Consider the following 20,028-nt stretch of genomic DNA (forward strand, 5'->3'; position numbering starts at 1 on the left):
ATATTAAAATCCTGCCGGTTTCCTGGTTTGTCGATCATGACCTGCCGGCAGGATTTGAATTAAGCTTTAATTCTTGTAGTAGCTGATAGTAAAAATGAGGCTTTGGATTTCACTAAAACCCGCCTCACTATCGAATCTGCTTTGCTTGCTTTTGCCGAGGTCGATGAGCTTTCCTCTATCATCGCCCTGGTTATCGGGCGAATTCGAATGTTCTTCAGCTTTTATTAGCGAGATGGGTAGCCTGCCCAAAATAAAATACTGAACTTCGGATGCTGCAGCTGCGATAAACTGGTCATCAATGTTCTCCAGAAAGGCAAGTTGGGAAACATCAAGGAGGAAATTGTTTTCTATCCATGAACGGAAATTTGCTGCACAGGCTGCAGCTTCCTGCTGCAACTGTGGGTCGGGAAGGGCATAGATTTGCGTCAGCAAATCACTTACACCCGCTGGGGTAAATGGGACTTTTTGCATGATAAATTAGGTTAAATGAATGCCTGAGGTTTGGCAGGCTTAGCCAAAACTAAAACCGATAATTCCAAATTAAAATAGCTGGGGCCACTCAATGCGTCCCAGTAGACCACTTTGCGCGCTAAGGGGACCATCAATTGATTTGAGCAGTCTTCAAGGCAGTTTTTAGGCCGTAGTTTTTAGACGGTATTTTTGTAAGGGCATGCATTTCATTACGTAACATAAATGTGTTTATTTAACAAGCACACTAGTATTCTTGGGATTTTTAGAAAATATTCCTAATTTGAGTTAGCAATCTACCTGCTTATGGAAAAAAATTACCTAAACATTCCTGCGCACGAGAGATATTTTTCAGTATATGTGCGATTTCTTCTGGCCTTTTTGGCCTCGATTTACCTTATAATTGAAGGACAGCACAAACCCGCATTGGTGGTAATTCAGCAAAAAAACTTCTATTACTCTTTGATCTTTAGTTTTATTATCGCCATGTTGGTGCTCAAATATATTCACTATTTATCCCTCTACCTTGACAAGCGCTGGGATTGGAATAAAAAACCTGTTATCAGGCTAATGCTTCAGCTTGGCTTTGGGTTCTTTTTCGCACTATACCTGGATTTGCTTTTGGCCAAAGGCCTCTACCATATGCTGGATGCCGATTTTGAAAAAAGCGGATATATGCTTGTGGAATTCCCAAAGATAAAATGGATGCTCGGTACATTGAATTTTATATACTGGATTAAAGCAATGGCGCCCGGACTGCTAAGCTGGAAACACTTTAAGCTAAGTGGGCAACCTGCTTTTGAACTCACGCCTGAACAAAAAGAAAATGAAACTTCCAACACCGCCACCTTGGATGGCATTATTGGTAAGCTCGGCAATAAATCCAGGCGCATTAGTTTGGATGAAATTGCTTGCATTAAATGCGAATCACGCTCTGGCTATGTCTACCTGAAAAACAATGCTGTATTTAATATCGATTACCGCGCTCAGGATTTAGTGGAAGTGCTGGATCCCAAGCGATTCTACCAAACCAACAGGGGAATAATTTTTTCACTCGATGTGATAGAAAGTTACAGAAGAGATAAAAAAGAGGGGCTTTTAATATTAAAAGAAGAGATTAATCCCGAGGTTTCCAAAATTGTAAGCAGGGAACGATTTCGGGACTTTAAGGCTGCATTCGAAGCCCGAATGCAAGCCTAGCTCGTTTCTTTAGTTCATTATGTGCTGTCTAGCACATAAAATACCTGTTTAGAAGTTCATCATAGTCAAATTAACACTTTTATCTTGTTTTTTTTGAAGCAGATAATTAAATTCGTGAGTCGATCATGCCTTTCCTGGTATAATTCATTCCGTTAATGCAGTACTCCCATATCCGGGACCTTAATGCTCTAAAGCGTAACGCTGTTTTTTAATGGATTTTCTCCACTTAAATTATTGCATATGACTAAGTTCGACAGACTACTAGAACTCCTTCATAAAATTTATTTAATCTTGAGTGAACAGCAACTTTCAACAATGTTCCCTAAGGACAGCGATGAAGAGCCTATGACCAGGCAGGAGGTAAAAGATTACCTCGGGATAAGTGAGAGCACCTATAAACGTAAAGTAAAAGACGGTACGCTCCGGCCGCTAAAGATGCCAGGGGGGGACAGGTTTTACAGACATCAGCTTGTAGAAGCCCTCGAAGAGAGTAAAAGAAAGGGCCGGATATGATAAGGTGGTAGCGAAACCCATCTTATTCATGACTGAAAATAGGAAGAAAGATTGGTCGCAGACCATTTCAGGCGAACAAGACAGCCGTTCTCTATCGCTAAAACTCACTTTCGAAAACACAGCATCGGGCAATACCAGATAAAGGAACCAATAGGTAAGTGGGTGCTTTGCAGAGGGTTTTTCGGGATGAAAAAGGGGTAAACAAAACAAAAGATTGATTTGCTGTTACCACATTAGTAAGCTAAAGTGTATGTGCTTCCCGCATGACCAAGGCATGTGCACTCTACCCCGGTCTACATACTAACCATGCTAGATTCCGCATATTTATACTTTCAGGATAATAATTTGCCTCTCTTTGATTGAAAGAGACATCGGATTTCCACATCCGTAATTTAGTTAACCCCCAGGCATGAAGGCTCAGCTAGTCACCTTTTAAATCACTATCTAGCTTTCATCTATCTTTTTTGCTTCTAAGCCTATCCATTACAGGTGTAGCCGTGAGACCATGCAGAACGACCGAAATTAAAATAGTAAAAGCTACAATAGCCCAAAGGGCATCCTGCTGCTCGAATTCTACTTCCCCGAAAGCGAAGGCCAGATAATATATCGATCCCATTCCCCGGATACCGAAAAAACTGATGGCAAGCTTTTCCTTTAACGGGGTTGAAGTTCCCAAGAGTGCCAGGTAGGATGCAATTGGTCTAACCAACACCACAAATCCAAATGATACAAGTGCCATTCTAATGGTTAGGGGGGTAAGAATGCCGCCCACCAAAGCCCCGCCAAAGAAAATCAGCAAAACCGCAAGAAGCATGCGTTCCATCTGGTCTGTAAAAGAATGTAATTGCTGGTGGTAATCATGGCCTTTCTCATAATGCCTTAAGGTCAGACCCGCAACAAATACAGCGATAAATCCATATGCCTGAGCTGATTCAGTAACAGCATAGGTAAAAAGAGTAAGGGAAATTGCAAGGAAACCATCTGAAGCTTTTAATAAACGATATTTTTCCGAAATGGAGAACACCAGGTATCCTACTAGTTTGCCACATAACCAGCCTATAACCAGTCCCCCAATAACCTTATAAATCAGGTAAAACCAGCCCCAGTGCCATATCGAAGATGAAGTAATGCCTTGGGATGCCACCACAATGGACAGCCAGGTAAAGGGAAATGCCAGTCCATCATTTAGTCCTGCCTCCGAGGTTAGTGCAAAACGGGGTTCAGATTTACCGTGCTCATTAGGTGGGCCAACCTGTACATCTGCGGCAAGGACAGGGTCTGTAGGCGAAAGAACTGCAGCGAGCAGCAAAGCGGCCGAAAGGCTCAGTCCCAAAACAACAATACCTAGCAAGGCAGAAATTACTATAGCCAAGGGCATCGCGATAAGAATCAGTCTCAATGGCGTAGACCATTTACTAAAAGAGAAACTCCTATCAATTTTGATGCCTGTGCCCATTAGTGAAATGATGACAATCAGCTCTGTGAGGTGAACCACCAGGCTATTGTCTTTTTGCGGTAAAGGAGAGGGCAGCGCTTCTGGCCACAAAAGGTAAATCAATACGCCGACACCGACATAAACAATAGAATATGATATGCCAATTTTCTTTGCCATAGACGGAATAAAAGCCATCCCAATACTGGCAAATCCCGCGATTAACATTAGTAGTATGTATTGGCTCATCGTTTATGATTTTAGTTGAAGTTACAAAAACTTCTGACTTGGTGGCATATTTGCAAATACGCTTACCCCTTTGCATTTTGCTTTGGATTTATGTAGCTTGATGTTGCATAGAAGTAGCTGTATTTCCGTGTCGCTATAGCGCTTTCAATAATTACTTGCGGTTTTTGCTGTGCTACCCTGCAAAATAGAAAATTTAACCAATCTTTAGCTTCTTGATGAAGTTTATTGGATTTTATAGTCATTAAGCAGTTCCATTTTTTCCTGGAGCAGTTGGCATGAAGATTTATTTCTTTTTCAATGTAAGCGACTCTTAAGGAATCCACTTTCAATCTGCTTTTTAGCCAAGAGCGAATTCTTAACTGATTTGCAGCCCAAGGGCGTCTTTGAGACCTCTGCAGTGAATAGGGTAAGGGCATCCCTTTTCTAGGTATCCAGACTGTTAATTATTGTATGGGAGAGAGAATAGCTGCTGATTTGATGAAAAAGGGCGATCAACTCAGCGCTGATGTTAGGCAGTGGTTGCGACATTTTATCGATCTTTTTGGTGCTCGCGGACTGATTTTCCTTTTTGAAAACATCTTTCATGATACTGGTTTTGATTTGAGAAAAGTCAATAAAGCCTGGCATTAAGTCCCTGCCTGATTCTAAGAGTGATGCCTTCCAGCTTATATTTTTTAAGCTACCTTCAAGCGCTTTTATACCGGTCTGCGGTAGCTCGGATCCAATCAGGAGTAGGTCAATCTCTTTCTCCCCTTTGGAGAGGCGAAGGTTTCGATTGATAGCCTTCGTGGTTGCAAAGTTGAACTCCTCACGAATAAAGGCCTGAGCATTGTTTTCAAAAATACTTTCTGCACCATACCTTAGGCAAGATATATGCTCGGAATGATGGTCACAAGCACGCTAATCAGGATGTATCTTGAAACCTTCTTTTGAGTATACATTAGTAACTTCTGCTATTTAACTCAATCTTTCTGTTGAAATAACATAAGATAAACTGCTTAAAGCCGTTTATCTTATTGATATTTCGCATATCTAAATATTTTCTGTATTTTTGGCATAAGATAAACGAAAATAAGCCGTTTATCCTATTAATATTTTACAATGGATATTCAGACAGCACTAAGAGAGTTATCGAACCAACCGCTGACCCATCAGCTACTGGCTGGCCTTTTGAAAGACTATAAACGGCCAAATGATAAGATACTATCTTTAAAAGCAGATGGTCTGATCGAACCGATCAAAAAGGGACTTTATATAGCAGGTAGAACTCTTGGCGCTGAACGACCTGAAAGCGCATTGCTTGCCAACCATATACTAGGACCAAGCTACCTGTCAATGGAAAGTGCACTCGCCCATTACGGGCTAATTCCAGAGAAGGTTTTTGCGGTGACTTCAATGACTACAAAAGCTTCGAGGAAATTTCAGACCAACATTGGACTATACACCTATACCAACCTGCCATTGCCTTATTATGCTTTCGGCCTTGCTACTGTAAGCCTATCTAAAGATCAGAAAGCCATAATGGCAACCCCTGAAAAGGCACTATGCGATAAAATAGCTACAACAGCAGGCATAACCTTAAGAAGCCAGTCTTCTGCAAGGGACTATGTTTTTGGAAACCTGAGAATGGAAGAAGAAGATCTAGCTAAGTTTGATTTAGATGCAATCTTAAGCTGGTTGGAAAATGCACCCAAAAGGGAAAGTCTGGAGATGTTAATCAAAATGATCGAAAAAATATGATAAAGGAATGGCTCGAAGATTATCATCCCTCAAACAGGGAAGAAGCTAAAGATGCATTGAGGGAAATCATGCAGGAGATTACACTGGCAGGACTTAACCGCGCCGGCTTTTTTGAAAAGGCGGCATTTTATGGCGGAACTGCGCTCAGGATATTCTACGGGCTAGACCGATTTTCAGAAGATCTGGATTTTTCACTTCTTGCTGTTGATCCGGATTTTTCACTGGAAAAATACCAAGATGCTATCATAAATGAGTTTGCCGCGCTAGGGATGCATGTATCGATTTCGGAAAAACAGAAGACAGTGAAGAGCAACATCAACTCAGCCTTTCTAAAATCGGAAACCATTTGGAAGGAACTTGTGTTGGAGGGTGTCATCCCACAGAACGGACTTAAGGAAGTAGCTAGCATTAAAATCAAGATAGAAGTGGATAAAGAGCCGCCATTGGGGTTTTATACTGAGGACAAGTTATTGCTTAAGCCTTTTTCGTTTTACGTAAAGTGCCTGTCGATCCCCGACCTTTTTGCCGGAAAGATGCATGCACTGCTTTTTCGAAAGTGGGGCACGAATGTAAAGGGGCGGGACTGGTATGATATGGAATGGTACATCAAAAAAGGATATACTCTCAATCTCAATCATTTCCTGCTAAGGGCGATAGATAGCAGTGACTGGAAAAAAGAGACCATCAACGAAGAAGAGTTCAGGAAATTATTGAGCGAAAAGATCGAAAGTGTTAAAATGGACTTTGTCAAAGCTGACATCTCTAGATTTATAAAGAATCCAAAGGTACTTGAAATATGGTCCCCAAGTTATTTCCACGATCTGAGTGCAAAACTAAAAATCAATAGACCGAATTAAGGTCTAGACCTTGGCTTTGGAAAAATTAAAACCAGAAGCCATGTATTCAAAAAAATGTACTAAATTGATTAATAATTAAAAGCCTTTACAAATATTTAATGGGATTTCTTTGATAGCTTGTGACCAATTGGTTAAGATATGGTTAGATGCGGGTAGCATCCGTCTGTTAATCAGAAACTGCCATTGACTAAAGGATTAAAGATGATGTTTATAAATGAAAATATTCCTTTGCTAAACAGAGTGATATGCCGGTATTTAGGGCATAGCGAGGTGTTTCTATAGAGTATACTATCGATGATGTTGAAACTCTTTGCCTTCCCAAACTATATATGAAATGTTCCGATCCTAGTAAAATGCTTATCAGTAACATGGCTCCTGATTTCAAAATAGGTTCTGATGACTGGGAGAACATCTTTTTCATTTAGAAAAGGTGTATTGCCCTTCTTTATTTTCTAACGACTTTTGGTGCCAGGGTCAAAAACATTCTCTTGCCTTCGAGTTTTGGTAGTAATTCAACTTTACCTACCTCTTCCAGACTTTGTGCAAATTTCAAAAGCAGAATTTCGCCCTGGTCTTTATATACTATAGAGCGGCCCTTGAAGTGAACAAAGGCGCGGACCTTTTCACCACTCTCCAAAAATGAGACTGCATGTTTAAGTTTAAACTGAAAATCGTGATCATCGGTATTTGGGCCGAAACGAATATCTTTGGTAATGGTCTGCTTGGCTTTACTTTTAATCTCCTTTTGCTTTTTTTTCTGTTCGTAAAGAAATTTGCTATAGTCGATGATCCGGCAAACGGGTGGGGTGGCGTTCGGAGAGATTTCAACCAGATCTAGATCTAGTTCTTTTGCCATTTTGAGTGCTTCCGTGAGCGGATAAATATTAGTCTCAACATTCTCTCCCGTCAAGCGAACCTCCGGAGAGATTATAAACTCATTTATTTTATGTTCTGCTTCTTTCTTTCTGAAGGGTAAGCGTGGCCCCCTGTAAAATCCTGCTTTTTTTAATGCCAAATTGAAAAGTTTTAATGAAAAATTCTGTTACCTGAAGCGGTAATTTTTGATGATAGTAATAATATAGCTTTTTGTGAGCAAAAATCCAAACCGAATGCAAAATCATGACTCTATAAGTACGTTTAGCTATTCTGTTTTCGAATTAGATTTCGACGAACCGTTTCAATAAACCTGAGTCTGATCTGTTTTTTATTAGCTTGCGTTAACTTCGTTCATAACCTTATCTTCAATTCTCAGCGCTTCATAGGTGATGAGTATAAAACCTGATATTAGAAGCACCAACGCTAAAAAACGCAATATTCTTTCTGTGCTTTTGGTGTTTACCATCCTGTCTGAGCAGGTGAACTCATTGATTCCAATTAATTTTCTCCGTTTGTTTCTTCGCCAGATTGCGAAGATGAAAATAAAGGATCCGAAAATCAGCGCTAGAATACCGCTGATCAAGGGCATTGTGGTAAAATTAAAGGTTTCCTGTGTTTCTATCATATAAAATAGACCAATGGGAAGCTAAAAAGTTTAAAAATATATTTTTTTAGCAGTAATATCGGAGTTTAATTGGATGTGCATCTCACTTGCTAGACCGCATTTTTAATTTCGTATCAAAGCAGTTTTTCCTAAAATAAAGTTTTAAGTTTCATATCTGTTACAGTAATACAAGTGAATTTTGTGCCTTGATTTGTACTTTTGCATTCAAATCAGTGTGCATCAATGGTTAGAACAAGAGAAGATTCGTTTTTTAAAATCCGATCTGCTGTTCCGGAACATTTTCCGTTACTGCTATTGCTCTTGCTGTCTTCCTTTTTTTTACGTCCATCCCAACTAACCGGGGATCTGGCACAGAGGATTTCCTCTATTTCTATAAAGTCTACCAATATTATGGGCCCCATCTCAGGGGAGGACCGCGAGCATGCTTCGCTGGCCGCGGTAGATCAGAAACAGCCAAAATTCCGTAAGAAATTCCAGCACCTCAACGATGCCACCAGTGATCTTCAGCCCTTTCAAAAGCGCCTGGAGATTCGCTATCATCTTCCTGTTTCAACTCCGCTAGGTTATGAAACACCACATTTTTATAGCGGGCAACACGCCTTCCTCTACAGGTTGACTTATTTCTAATTTTTCCCAGCTATGTAGTCCATTTCTAATAGGATTACCTATGATTTGCCGGAATAAAAATTAAATATCAAATAAGCTGCTGTGTGATAACCTTTTGGTTATAGCCACTGCTTTACAAAAAGAAATAAGGAAAACACACAAATGAAAATTAAATGGATGGCGATCCCGATCCTTGCTGCTGCAATGCAGGCATGTACAGGAGGGACAGCCCAGAAAAAAGATAATGAGATTGCTGAGATACCGGTATTAAAGCTAGCCCAGCAGGATACCTCACTGTCTTTCGACTATGTAGCCGATATTCAGGCCTATAAGAATGTTGACATCAGATCCAGAATACATGGTTTTATCGAAAAGGTCTTGGTAGATGAAGGAGAAAAGGTTCATAAAGGACAGCTGCTCTTTCAGCTGAACGACCGCGAACATGTAATCGCACTTAATAAAGCTAAGGCGAACCTGGCAAGTGCACTCTCTGCAGCCAGCATCGCCCAGGTTGAACTGGAAAGGATTACTACGCTAGTGGATAAAAAAGTAATTTCTCCTTCTGAACTCTCGCTTGGAAATGCCAGGTTTTCGGAAGCTGAAGCGAAGATCAAAACGGCTAAGGCGATGATCGATGATGCCAATCAGAAGCTTTCCTATTCCCGTATCCGGTCCCCTTTCGATGGAACTATAGACCGTATCCCCTTGAAAGCAGGGAGTCTGATTGATGAGGGTGCACTGCTCACAACTATATCTGATACCAAAGAGATGTATGCTTATTTTGACATTTCGGAAAATGAGTACCTGCAGTTTACGCGTAATGGAAAAGGGCGTTTCGAGCAGAACAAAGCTGTAAAGCTCATCCTATCGGATGGGTCAGCCTATCCGGTAAAAGGAAAGATACAAACACACGAAAATGCATTCTCGGGAAATACCGGATCAATTGCCTTCAGGGCAGTTTTTGCCAACCCGAAAAATATTTTAAAGCATGGCGCATCCGGAAAAGTTGAGCTGGAATCTAAACTCGCAGGTAGTATTCTCATTCCCCAGAAGTCCGTATTTGAAATCCAGGACAAAAATTACGTTTTTGTAGTGGGTAAGGGTAATATGGTTAAAATGAAAAGTTTCGTGCCCAAATTGCGTCTGCCTGGTTTTTATGTCTGCGCGAGTGGTCTTGATGCGGGAGAGACCATTGTGTACGAAGGCATACAGAATATCCGGGATGGCGCCGTCATTAAACCGGTGTATACCTCGGGTAAATCTTTGCTGGCCAAAAAGTAATTCTTTTTTTCATTTCCATTCCTTCTGCTGAAAATTTCCCAGCGGAATAGGATTGGTATAACCCAAAATAAATGGTTGAGACCTTCATAAGAAGACCGGTACTTTCACTGGTTATTTCACTTATATTGATTTTATTGGGCGTCCTTGCCCTTTTTAAGCTCCCAATTACACAGTTCCCGGACATTGTTCCGCCCTCTGTGGTGGTAACGGCAAACTACAATGGTGCCAATGCGGAAGTTTGTGCCAAGGCTGTGGCAACCCCTCTTGAACGTGCGATTAACGGCGTTCCTGGAATGACCTATATGAATACGGTCAGCAGCAATAATGGGGTAACATTAGTTCAGGTATTTTTCAATGTCGGCACCGACCCTGATCAGGCTGCGGTAAATGTACAGAACCGGGTAACCACTGTTCTCGATGAGCTTCCCGAGGAGGTGATAAAGGCTGGTGTAACCACTGAAAAAGAGGTGAACAGTATGCTTCTTTACTTAAATATTACCAGTAGCGACAAGGAAATGAACGAGGAGTTCATTTATAACTTTGCGGACATCAATGTGCTACAGGAACTCAAAAGGATAGACGGTGTTGGTTTTGTAGAAATAATGGGTGCCAGGGATTATTCCATGCGGGTATGGCTTAAGCCTGACCGGATGCGTTCTTACAATATTTCTGCAGAAGAGGTCATCGATAAGATGCGTAAGCAGAATATCGAGGCAGCGCCTGGTGTGGCAGGTGAGAATTCCGGCAAAGGCAAAGAAGTAAAGCAGTATGTGCTGAGATATACCGGTAAGTTCAACAATAAGGAGGACTATGAGAATTTGGTGCTCCGTGCCGAACGGGACGGGGCCCTTGTGAGGTTAAAGGATATCGCCGATCTGGAATTCGGGACCGTCAGCTATGATATGGTTTCCAAAACTGACGGCAAACCTTCAGCCTCAATTATGATCAAGCAAAGGCCCGGTTCAAATGCTAGTGAGGTAATCGATAACATCAAGTCAAAAATGGCTGAACTTAAAGCCACCAGTTTCCCGCCCGGGATGGAATATAATTATGCCTATGATGTTTCGCGATTCCTTGATGCAAGTATCCATGAAGTTTTAAAGACACTTTTGGAGGCTTTCATACTGGTATTCATCGTGGTATTTATTTTTCTACAGGATTTCAGGAGTACGCTGATTCCCGCTCTTGCGGTCCCAGTAGCGCTGATTAGTACCCTTGCCTTTCTCCAGATCATGGGTTTCTCCATTAATATTTTAACGCTATTTGCACTCGTACTGGCCATTGGGATTGTGGTTGATAATGCGATTGTCGTAGTCGAGGCGGTACATGTGAAAATGAGCGAAGAACATCTTCCGCCGATGGAAGCAACGATTGCGGCGATGAAAGAAATCAGCGGGGCAATTGTGGCCATTACCCTGGTCATGTCAGCAGTGTTTATCCCCGTAGCTTTTCTTTCCGGTCCTGTTGGAGTGTTTTACCGTCAGTTTTCACTTACATTGGCCATTTCCATTGTAATATCGGGAATAAATGCATTAACGTTAACCCCGGCGCTCTGTGCATTGATGCTACGGCATAATGTCGAGACTGGCAAAAAGGGTTTGCTCCAGCGGTTTTTTAGTCTTTTTAATAAAGGCTATGATAAAACCGAAAAAAAATTCGGCCGGTTGGTCAAATTTATCATTTCTCGAAGGGTGGTCACTATTGGGCTATTGCTGCTTTTTATATTCCTGAGCTGGCTGGGCTCGAGCATTCTTCCTTCCGGATTTATTCCAACTGAGGACCAGGGAATGATTTACGTGAACGTGACCACGCCTCCTGGCTCTACTGTGGAGCGGACAGAACAGGTGCTCGATCAGATCGAAAAGGTAACCAGTAGCATTAATTCGATTGAAAATGTGAGCACCCTGGCAGGTTATTCTCTTATGAGCGATATTACAGGAGCTTCTTACGGTATGGCTATGATTAACCTTTCCCCATGGGAAGCACGAAAGGAAAGTGTAGCTGAGTTGATCTCGGACCTTAAAGCCAGGACCAGGGGGATCAGTGATGCTTCTATTGAATTTTTTTCCCCGCCCACCGTTCCCGGCTTTGGAAACGCCAGCGGTTTTGAACTCAGGCTGCTGGATAAAAACAAGAGCGAGGATATGGGAAAAACGGCGAAGGTAACCAATGACTTCCTTGCCGAACTCCGTAAAAGCAGCGCTATTTCCGGTGCCTTTACCAGTTTTGACCCAAATTTTCCGCAATATATGATCCATGTCGATCAGGATATGGCGGCGCAAAAAGGGGTGACGATTGAAAATGCAATGGGTACCCTGCAGACCTTAGTTGGAAGTTATTATGCAACCAACTTCATCCGTTTCGGACAGATGTATAAAGTGATGCTCCAGTCCTATCCCCAATACCGGGGCAAGCCTACTGACCTTTTAAAACTCTATGTCAAGAATGACCGTGGAGAGATGATACCTTACTCGGCATTTATCACAATGGAGCGGGTGTATGGACCAGAACAGATTAACCGGTATAATATGTATCCCTCAGCGATGATTAACGGTGATGCCGCTGCAGGTTTTAGCAGTAGCGATGCGATTGCGACCGTTGAAAAAACTGCCCGGGAAAAGCTTCCACGTGGTTTTAGTATTGAATGGTCTGGAATGACAAGGGAGCAAATCCTTTCGGGAAACCAGGCGATTTACATCTTCATCATCTGTCTGATATTCGTCTACCTCATTTTAGCCGCGCAATATGAGAGCTTTCTCTTGCCCCTGCCTGTCCTGCTCTCGCTTCCTGCCGGAATTGCCGGAGCATTTTTTACCCTAAAACTGGCAGGCCTGGAGAACAATATCTACGCTCAGGTGGCACTGGTCATGCTAATCGGACTACTTGGAAAGAATGCGATTTTAATTATTGAGTTTGCCGAACAAAAACGCAAAGCAGGCTTTTCTGTTGCCAGGGCAGCAGCCCTTGGCGCCGTATCGCGCTTACGCCCGATACTGATGACTTCCTTCGCTTTTATTGCAGGCCTCATTCCGCTCTGTATTGCCTCAGGTGCGGGCGCGGTTGGGAACCGTTCGATTGGTATGACTGCAGTAGGAGGAATGCTCATCGGAACGCTCTTTGGCGTAATACTGATTCCAGGTTTATATGGGGTATTTGCAGCTCGCAAAAAAAAGCAGGCAGGTAAAAGTTCTACGCTTAAAACAAATTAAAATGAAATTAAATATTAAAATAATTATCCCATTTTTTATTATGTCCTGCTTGATCGCTTTCATAACCTCATGCAGCTCAGTCAGGCAGGCAAATCTTCCTGAACTCAAAAAGCTTCCTGACTCCTTTAGCCGGCTCTCTTCTGCGCCTGCTGAGGCTTTAAGCTGGAAGGCCGTCTTTACCCAGCCCGATCTCAGGAGTCTTATTGATACCACACTTAAAAACAACCTTAGCATACAATCCGGCGTACAGCGGGTGTTAGTTGCAGGACTTAATCTTCGCCTTAGCCGCTCAAAGCTCTATCCCTCACTTAGCGCTGGCATATCTGCCGGGATAGATCACTATGGAGACTATACAATGAACGGGGTAGGGAATTATGATACCAATTTTTCAGATAACCTGAATGACAAGCAGCGGATCCCCAGCCCGACGCCGGATTATTTTGCGGGTTTCAGGAGTTCATGGGAAATTGACATCTGGGGAAAGCTATCTGAGAAGAAAAGGGCCGCATATAACCGCTACCTTTCAAGCCAGGCTGGTCTGCAATGGTATAAAACACAAATCATCAGCCAGGTTGCAGAACTTTATTATGAACTTACTGCTCTTGATAAACGCTTAGAAATTCTCCAGCGAAACATACTCCTGCAAAATAAGGGCCTGGAAATTGTAGAGGCCCAGATGGCTGGCGGCCGGGCAACCGCGCTTGCGGTCAGTCAATTCAAGGCCCAGCGCATGGCCACGCAAGGCAGGCAGTTTGAAATCCGGCAGGCAATCAATAGGATCGAGAACGAGCTCAACATGCTTATGGGCAGATACAGGGGAAAACCCGGTCGTGATACCAGTGCAATTACTAAAGTTTTACCCAGGGAGGTTTATGCCGGGATTCCTGCAAAAGTTATTCTTTCGAGGCCGGACGTCAGGGAAGCGGAACTTCAACTCGCTGCCTCGAAGGCAGATGTGAATGCCGCAAGAAAGGCATTTCTACCCACGCTGACCCTTGATGCCTACGCTGGCTATAACTCCTTTAAGCTTCCATTGCTTTTCTCGCCTGCTTCAATGGCTGCGGGTTTCCTTGGCGGACTGAGTGCCCCATTGCTCAACAGGGCAGCGCTCAAAAACAGTAGCGAGGTGGCAAACTCCGCACAGCTTTCTGCCTTTTACAACTATCAGGGTCGGATCATCAAAGCCTACCAGGAAGTCTCTGTGCAGCTTTCGGCTATTGAAAACTATAAACAGGCATACCGTTTTAAATCAAATGAGGTAGAGGAACTAAAGAAAGCAGTTTCAACGGCCAACGACTTGTACCTTTCCGGATATGCCAGTTACCTGGAAGTCATTGTTGCCCAGCGTAGCGTGCTTGATGCAGAAATGCAACAGGTTGATTTAAAGCAGAAGTCTTACTCTTCACTGATCAACCTTTTCAGGGCGCTGGGAGGATAAAAACTATTCGCTTTAAAACAAACTACATTGCCCTGGGATTTCTTTAATGGGATCTCAGGGTTTTTTCCGAACTTAAAATACCTACAATGCCATTGCAAGTCCTATTCTTGCACCATAGAACGATGTGGATTCTCCCTTTCTTACCCAGCTTTCATAACGCAGGCCCAGGTCGGCGCTAAAGCGATCATTTATAGGTATGCAGGCGCCCAAGGCAGGGGAATAGGTGAAGGCTTGATAGGGATTTTCGCCAAGCGTGAAAGCGGATCCACCTAAAGCCTCAGCATAATAGATTCCTCCAAAATAATACCTGAAACCAACCTTTACTGGTATAACGCCGTTTATGTGGGTATCTTCGCCATAGTTTTCCAGACGGGCCCGCACATCTTTCCTATATTGAAAATGCATGTATCCCAGATAACCCACAGCATTGAGATTTCCTTTTAGGTTGTATTCGCCGACGACAGAGCCGCCGTAACCCCGCCGGTAGGTTTTAGCCGATATTCCAGTTGGAAAGGCCAAAGCCCCACCCACAGAGATTTTGGTTTTTGCACCCATTTGCTGGCCCAGGGCACTTAACTTCGAACTGATCAATATTATTAATAAGGCAGCAGCAATTAAACTCCGGACCGTCAGATGTCTTCTAACCGAACTGTACATTTTAACTATACTTTTTGGGATAATTTACAGAAATTTTTAATTGTTCCTAAACTCGAAAGCGCCATAAGATAGCATCCGGCATCGTGGCTTATACTGACCTTTAATTCAAGGCGTTCAATGATTGCTCTTGCCTCTGCCAGACTTCGGTGAATATCTTTCATCCCCCATACCTCTATTTCATACTCCATCACCTTATATTTGGCAGATTCGAACTTGTCTATGAATAGTTACATGCCCTCAATTATGCCTATTTTGCTCATCTTGCATGATTAATTGTTTTGTGACACACTTTTATGCAAAGGAATAAAATCAAAATCGCTTTCGTCACATATTCCATGTATTATTTTCGATAATAACCTAGGGGATATCACCGTTTCGTTGGCGCATTGGACGCTAAAATAGCAGATTAACGCTATCTTAACAAATGCTTAACAGCGGGGGGAAGGTTATTGGAATTTGTAATGATAAAAAAGATGAATGTCAACAGGTTTCGTTTTTTTATTTCTTAAATAGCTTGATTTATAGCTAATTACCTATGATTACTCTGATTTTATTGTCGCGGCCTAAATGGATATTTAGGCCATCCTTTTCTCTTTTTGAATTATAAATTCGGATTGGATTGCAATATTCCTAAAAGCGTCCTCTATCTCTTTTTTTGGGCTCGGCTGAAATAAAGATTCTGTAGTTTTTCAGTTTTCAATACTGATGTTTTATTCGTCTCAAACTGCCTGTTAAATGTTGAAAAAATAGTCCAAATTGGCTCATTTCAGTTCATTTGAGCCCAATTCAGCTCATTTTTCGTCGCTGTAGAATTTCCATCTTAAGTTTGATTCATGCTCTTAAAGCCTTTATCCTTTGGACTAAAGTCGCGCTCAAAGCGCATGAAGGCTTGCCATTTTTAGCTAATCTTTAAGCATAACATTTTTACGAGGCCTTTGGATTAGTCGCGTGTGATAAGCATCTAAAATAATATAAATGCGCAAAAGGAAGACTAGACTTAAATACAAAAAGTGAACAAAAAAAGAATTGATAAAAACTTTTGCTGGCTCAGCCAGCAGCAATACAGGATAATTACAACCGGCCCTTGGCTTGGATGGATAACCATCCTGAGCTCTTTGACATATAGGAATGAAGCATTATTCTGCGAATAGCGGAAAATCCTGCGAAGTTGAGATAATATCAATAGAACGAACGCGCAGGGGCAGGCAAAGTGCCCGGTCTGTATAGACTGACGTGAGTAATTCCGGAAAATACCGAAAACTTTATTTATCAGTATGGTTTAGGTTGAGGGGGCTTCATGCCCCTTTTTTTTTATACTAGCTATCGCTTCCAGTAATAAATCCCAATGGTTAAAAAAGACGTTCTTAATATGCTGAAATTGCTCAACTTAGGGAAAAATTTAAAGGCATTGCCCATGACTAAGATGGACCCGCTTTTGGATATCTTGTTCGATACTGGTTTATTAATAAATACAATGGAAATCTGATTTGTGAGGAAAGTCCTCAGACCGACCAATAAGAAGTGAAAAATTATCTGGCAATAAGTAAAATTACTTATAAGAGAAAGGTAAGGGATGCAAAGTTGCGGCCATTAAAATTGCCTAATGGGGACAGATTTTTATAAAAGAGATCTGCTCCAAGAATTTAAGGATACTAAAAGACAAGGAAGGATTGGATATAATTTTTGGTAAAGTTCATTGATAAAAAAAAACATAGTCTAACTTGGTGCACCGTTAATTGGCTACCATAGAAGCATAATCTGAATTATGTACCTTTTAAACGCAGTATTGGAGGATTTTTGCATCATATAAGTGCAGTATTTTTTTTGCATTAATAGCGTGCAAATTGAGATCTAAAAATTAAATCTAACCTGCTCGTTCACAACAGGATTTTGGAAATTGTTCGGCAAAGGACTAATTCAATAGATTGGAATGATAGGTTAATCAATATTTGAGTATAAAAGTTATACAGTATCGATTAACCGGCTTGTCTTTAAGGGAATACCTGAATTTGTCTGCTATAGCAAATCTCTGAAAGTTTAAGTTGAAAGACCTGTTAAAAAAACATGTCGAGCTTGCAAATCACTTGAGCCGATTGTTCAACCCGCACAGCATTTTCATAATTACCTGAGCTATGGTTATACCCTTTTTTTATTGAAAAAGCAATATCTATCCCACGGGTGTGGAGAAGGTTTTCAAAGTCATTATATAAGAAGGTTTACGTTTTATTGCAGGCTTCAATCCCCATAATACCTTAAGGTTTATCAAGTGCTGTATATAACAATAAGTATCTAAACAAAGCCAATTCTATGGAAACTAGATTTGAACTTAACCAAATTCGCGAATCAACTGACCTGGTTGGAGTTCTAAGCAAGCTTGGACATGAGCCTATTAAGAAAAGTGGTGCTGAACTTTTTTATTTGTCGCCATTAAGGGATAATGATTCTGCTCCTTCTTTTTGCGTTAATGAACGGTCTGGACTTTGGTATGATCACGGCATGGGTAAAGGCGGCTCCGTAATAGAATTTGCGCTTGCCTATTGGTTCAATCTATCCTTTAAAGAAGCCATTACTGAGCTTTTAAAACTTAGCGGACAGATGTATGGCGAGTTAGCGCAGCGCTCCCACAGTTATAAACAAACTTCCATGTCTATGCGTGAACCAAGCTATATTATAAGAGGAAGCCAGTCTCTTGGAAATAATCCTTCAATTACTGCTTACCTAAAATCAAGGGGGATTTTTGATGTAGCAGTCCCTTTTTTAAAAGAGCTTCAATACAGCATAAAGATGCCGGATAAATCCAGGAAGGAATTATTTGCTGCTGCCTGGCAAAATGAACTTGGCGGCTGGGAAATCAGAAGTCCTAAATTCAAAGGGTGTCTCGATAAAAAAGCGATGAACTATATCCTTGGCGATAATTCCAGTATTAAGCTTTTTGAAGGCATGATGGATTTTCTAAGCTGGAAAAAACTTTTTCCAGAGGAGAATTCAAGTATATTAATCCTCAACTCGCTTTCTTTTATCGAGCCGGCCATAGAAAGGGCAAAGGAATATTCATCTGTTGATGCTTTTTTTGATCACGATACCGCTGGCAGGAAAGCAACGGATTTATTGCTGCGGGCGATCCCAAACGCGATAGATAAGTCAGGACTATATGCAGGCTACAATGATTTTAATGAGAAATTACAAGTATGGATAGCTACAGAACACATCAAGGATTTTCCTTTAAAACAAGTCAGGACTGGTCCAATTCGTTAACTCATCCTTTAGTGATCTATGAAGTCAACGAAGAAACAAAAGCGTAATGTTATAGTAAAGTGCTTTTTAAGTCCTGAGGAAATGCAGAAAGTTAATTCGCTTCGTCTTGAATTGGGCGCTACGATGTCTGATCTGATAAGAAGCAGGTTACTGCATCCTGATATGCTAATAGTAAATCCCGCTAAATTGCTTTTAATTTTTAGTGAAATTGGATCTGAGATGGCATCCATCAATTTGGCCATGCAGAGATATTTTGAGCTTCCTGATGAAGCGAACTTGAAAGATGCTATTAATATGGAAGACAGCATTAAAGACTATCTTATTCAGCAGCACAAATTAGAAGTACAGATAAGAAAACTATTAATGAGGATTGAATGGAGGGAATAGCACATGATTATTATTGCCAGACTATTTACTACTCGCAGAGGATTTCCTGCTGTAAGTTATAATATGGATAAAGTTAGGCGTGGGGACGCAGAACTACTGGTTTATAAAAATTTTGGAATTCTTCACGCATTTTCAAATCCATTAGCGGCTGATTTTGAGCACTATTTTGGAGCAGTTTCCTCGCTGAGCAGGCAAAGTTGGTATGCTCAGTTTCATGCGGTATTATCTGTTAAAGGAAAAGCTATTCCTGCTGATAATCTAAAAAGATTTGCTGAGCAGTGGTTAGGTGAAATGGGCTACGGCGCCCAACCATTTATGATATTCTTCCATTCTGATACAAAAAATAATCATGTGCATATTGTCTCTTCCTCAATACTTTTTTCCGGTCGGAAGATTTCTGCAAGCTTTGAGAGAAGACGAGCGGTTGAGGCCATAAATAAGTTACTTGGAATCGATTTAGAAGTGGCCTTCAAGAATGAAATCATACCTTTATTGGAGTATAATTTTTCCTCTTTCCACCAATTTACAGTTTTGTTAAAACGAATAGGTTATCAGGCTTATACAGGTGGTAATCAATTTATCATTAGAAAATATGGGCGAATTTTTTTAAAAATTAGCCAAGAACAGCTCACAAAGATGATTTTACGCCCAGAAGTCAATTCTAGTGGATCGGAACGGATCAGGTTATTGATAAATAATAGTCTAATTACCGTTGATAATAGATGTATCCCGATGTATCAGCAGCTGGCTCACAATTTTGCCGGTAGGTTAACAGGGTTTCATTCAGCGCTTTCAGATTACCTCCTTCGTCAGTATTCCTTAGAAATCTTATACCATTTTAAAAATAGGATTATTACTGGCTTTTCTGTTATCGATCATAAGGCGCGGGATGTTTTTGATGGTGGTGTTGTTATGGAACTCTCCAGGTTGATCGGAGAAAATCCTCAACGCTTACAAGTGAAAAGCTATTCTAGATAGACCACAGCCTGGAGAGCAATTGAGCAGATAGACAAAAGAGAAATTTGCCCGATATGTCTACACTGCAAAGGGCTGACTGTAAAGCAGTTAATCACAGCAAAAAAACTAGCGAGCTGTCTAAGGACATAAATAAGATTGCTTCATTTCAGTTAATTTTAAAGGCTGCAGGAGCTTAACCATGAATTTAATATAGGGTTTAACTCCGCCGCTTTCTTAACATTCTAGAAAAAAGACCGTGTTAATCATTCGGATTATAG

The 20,028-nt window shown here is 41.3% G+C and carries 18 protein-coding genes; 12 read left to right on the plus strand and 6 right to left on the minus strand.

Annotated elements, in window-relative coordinates; translation table 11 throughout:
- Positions 1-66 precede the first annotated feature (66 nt).
- Positions 67-471, minus strand: a complete 405-nt coding sequence (locus QWY86_RS05615) for a hypothetical protein (protein WP_290239631.1) — start codon at positions 469-471, stop codon at positions 67-69.
- A 303-nt stretch (positions 472-774) separates the two neighbouring features.
- On the opposite strand from QWY86_RS05615, the gene QWY86_RS05620 reads away from it, so the two are divergent.
- Both QWY86_RS05620 and QWY86_RS05625 read left to right on the plus strand, forming a co-directional pair.
- Positions 775-1,668 (plus strand): LytTR family DNA-binding domain-containing protein, encoded by an 894-nt coding sequence (locus tag QWY86_RS05620; protein ID WP_290239633.1) that lies wholly within the window; start codon positions 775-777, stop codon positions 1,666-1,668.
- Between the two features lie 240 nt (positions 1,669-1,908).
- Positions 1,909-2,181: a helix-turn-helix domain-containing protein gene (locus QWY86_RS05625; RefSeq protein WP_290239635.1), complete on the plus strand. Its 273-nt coding sequence runs from the start codon at positions 1,909-1,911 to the stop codon at positions 2,179-2,181.
- A gap of 451 nt (positions 2,182-2,632) precedes the next feature.
- Here the strand turns inward: QWY86_RS05625 and QWY86_RS05630 are convergent, their stop codons facing one another.
- A complete protein-coding gene (locus QWY86_RS05630; protein WP_290239637.1) occupies positions 2,633-3,862 on the minus strand; it encodes a cation:proton antiporter in 1,230 nt (409 codons plus the stop codon).
- 450 nt (positions 3,863-4,312) lie between these two features.
- Here QWY86_RS05630 and QWY86_RS05635 point away from each other — a divergent pair, with 450 nt between their 5' ends.
- The 3 genes from QWY86_RS05635 (at position 4,313) to QWY86_RS05645 (ending at position 6,459) form a co-directional block, all read left to right on the plus strand.
- Complete coding sequence (locus tag QWY86_RS05635; protein ID WP_290239640.1) at positions 4,313-4,492, plus strand: hypothetical protein; 180 nt, start codon at positions 4,313-4,315, stop codon at positions 4,490-4,492.
- A gap of 471 nt (positions 4,493-4,963) precedes the next feature.
- Positions 4,964-5,602: a type IV toxin-antitoxin system AbiEi family antitoxin domain-containing protein gene (locus tag QWY86_RS05640; RefSeq protein ID WP_290239642.1), complete on the plus strand. Its 639-nt coding sequence runs from the start codon at positions 4,964-4,966 to the stop codon at positions 5,600-5,602.
- The gene (locus tag QWY86_RS05645; RefSeq protein WP_290239644.1) at positions 5,599-6,459 is read left to right on the plus strand and encodes a nucleotidyl transferase AbiEii/AbiGii toxin family protein; all 861 of its coding nucleotides are present in this window, start codon (positions 5,599-5,601) and stop codon (positions 6,457-6,459) included. The genes QWY86_RS05640 and QWY86_RS05645 overlap by 4 nt, the downstream gene beginning before the upstream one ends.
- Positions 6,460-6,904: 445 nt before the next feature.
- Here the strand turns inward: QWY86_RS05645 and infC are convergent, their stop codons facing one another.
- Together infC and QWY86_RS05655 are read right to left on the minus strand one after the other, a co-directional pair.
- Entirely contained in the window at positions 6,905-7,474 is a 570-nt protein-coding gene (gene infC, locus QWY86_RS05650) for a translation initiation factor IF-3 (RefSeq protein ID WP_290239645.1), read from the minus strand.
- Positions 7,475-7,666: 192 nt separating this feature from the next.
- The gene (locus QWY86_RS05655; RefSeq protein WP_290239647.1) at positions 7,667-7,960 is read right to left on the minus strand and encodes a hypothetical protein; all 294 of its coding nucleotides are present in this window, start codon (positions 7,958-7,960) and stop codon (positions 7,667-7,669) included.
- A gap of 222 nt (positions 7,961-8,182) precedes the next feature.
- On the opposite strand from QWY86_RS05655, the gene QWY86_RS05660 reads away from it, so the two are divergent.
- The 4 genes from QWY86_RS05660 (at position 8,183) to QWY86_RS05675 (ending at position 14,494) form a co-directional block, all read left to right on the plus strand.
- A complete protein-coding gene (locus QWY86_RS05660) occupies positions 8,183-8,587 on the plus strand; it encodes a hypothetical protein (protein ID WP_290239649.1) in 405 nt (134 codons plus the stop codon).
- Positions 8,588-8,728: 141 nt separating this feature from the next.
- Entirely contained in the window at positions 8,729-9,847 is a 1,119-nt protein-coding gene (locus tag QWY86_RS05665; RefSeq protein ID WP_290239651.1) for an efflux RND transporter periplasmic adaptor subunit, read from the plus strand.
- Between the two features lie 71 nt (positions 9,848-9,918).
- On the plus strand, positions 9,919-13,056 hold the full coding sequence (locus QWY86_RS05670) for an efflux RND transporter permease subunit (protein WP_290239655.1): 3,138 nt from the start codon (positions 9,919-9,921) through the stop codon (positions 13,054-13,056).
- 1 nt (position 13,057) lies between these two features.
- Positions 13,058-14,494, plus strand: a complete 1,437-nt coding sequence (locus tag QWY86_RS05675; RefSeq protein WP_290239657.1) for a TolC family protein — start codon at positions 13,058-13,060, stop codon at positions 14,492-14,494.
- Positions 14,495-14,575: 81 nt separating this feature from the next.
- On the opposite strand, the gene QWY86_RS05680 is transcribed toward QWY86_RS05675, so the two are convergent.
- Both QWY86_RS05680 and QWY86_RS05685 read right to left on the minus strand, forming a co-directional pair.
- Positions 14,576-15,151 (minus strand): hypothetical protein, encoded by a 576-nt coding sequence (locus tag QWY86_RS05680; RefSeq protein ID WP_290239659.1) that lies wholly within the window; start codon positions 15,149-15,151, stop codon positions 14,576-14,578.
- Between the two features lie 5 nt (positions 15,152-15,156).
- Positions 15,157-15,339 carry a hypothetical protein gene (locus tag QWY86_RS05685; protein ID WP_290239662.1) on the minus strand — a complete coding sequence of 61 codons (183 nt, stop codon included), beginning with the start codon at positions 15,337-15,339 and terminating at the stop codon, positions 15,157-15,159.
- A 2,119-nt stretch (positions 15,340-17,458) separates the two neighbouring features.
- Between QWY86_RS05685 and QWY86_RS05690 the strand changes: the two genes are divergently transcribed.
- The 3 genes from QWY86_RS05690 (at position 17,459) to QWY86_RS05700 (ending at position 19,771) form a co-directional block, all read left to right on the plus strand.
- Entirely contained in the window at positions 17,459-18,406 is a 948-nt protein-coding gene (locus tag QWY86_RS05690; protein WP_290239665.1) for a DUF8464 domain-containing protein, read from the plus strand.
- An 18-nt stretch (positions 18,407-18,424) separates the two neighbouring features.
- Positions 18,425-18,793 carry a hypothetical protein gene (locus QWY86_RS05695; RefSeq protein WP_290239666.1) on the plus strand — a complete coding sequence of 123 codons (369 nt, stop codon included), beginning with the start codon at positions 18,425-18,427 and terminating at the stop codon, positions 18,791-18,793.
- Between the two features lie 63 nt (positions 18,794-18,856).
- Positions 18,857-19,771: a relaxase/mobilization nuclease domain-containing protein gene (locus tag QWY86_RS05700; protein WP_290239669.1), complete on the plus strand. Its 915-nt coding sequence runs from the start codon at positions 18,857-18,859 to the stop codon at positions 19,769-19,771.
- Positions 19,772-20,028 lie beyond the last annotated feature (257 nt).

This window comes from Pedobacter aquatilis, assembly GCF_030409415.1.
Taxonomy (GTDB): Bacteria; Bacteroidota; Bacteroidia; order Sphingobacteriales; family Sphingobacteriaceae; genus Pedobacter; species Pedobacter aquatilis.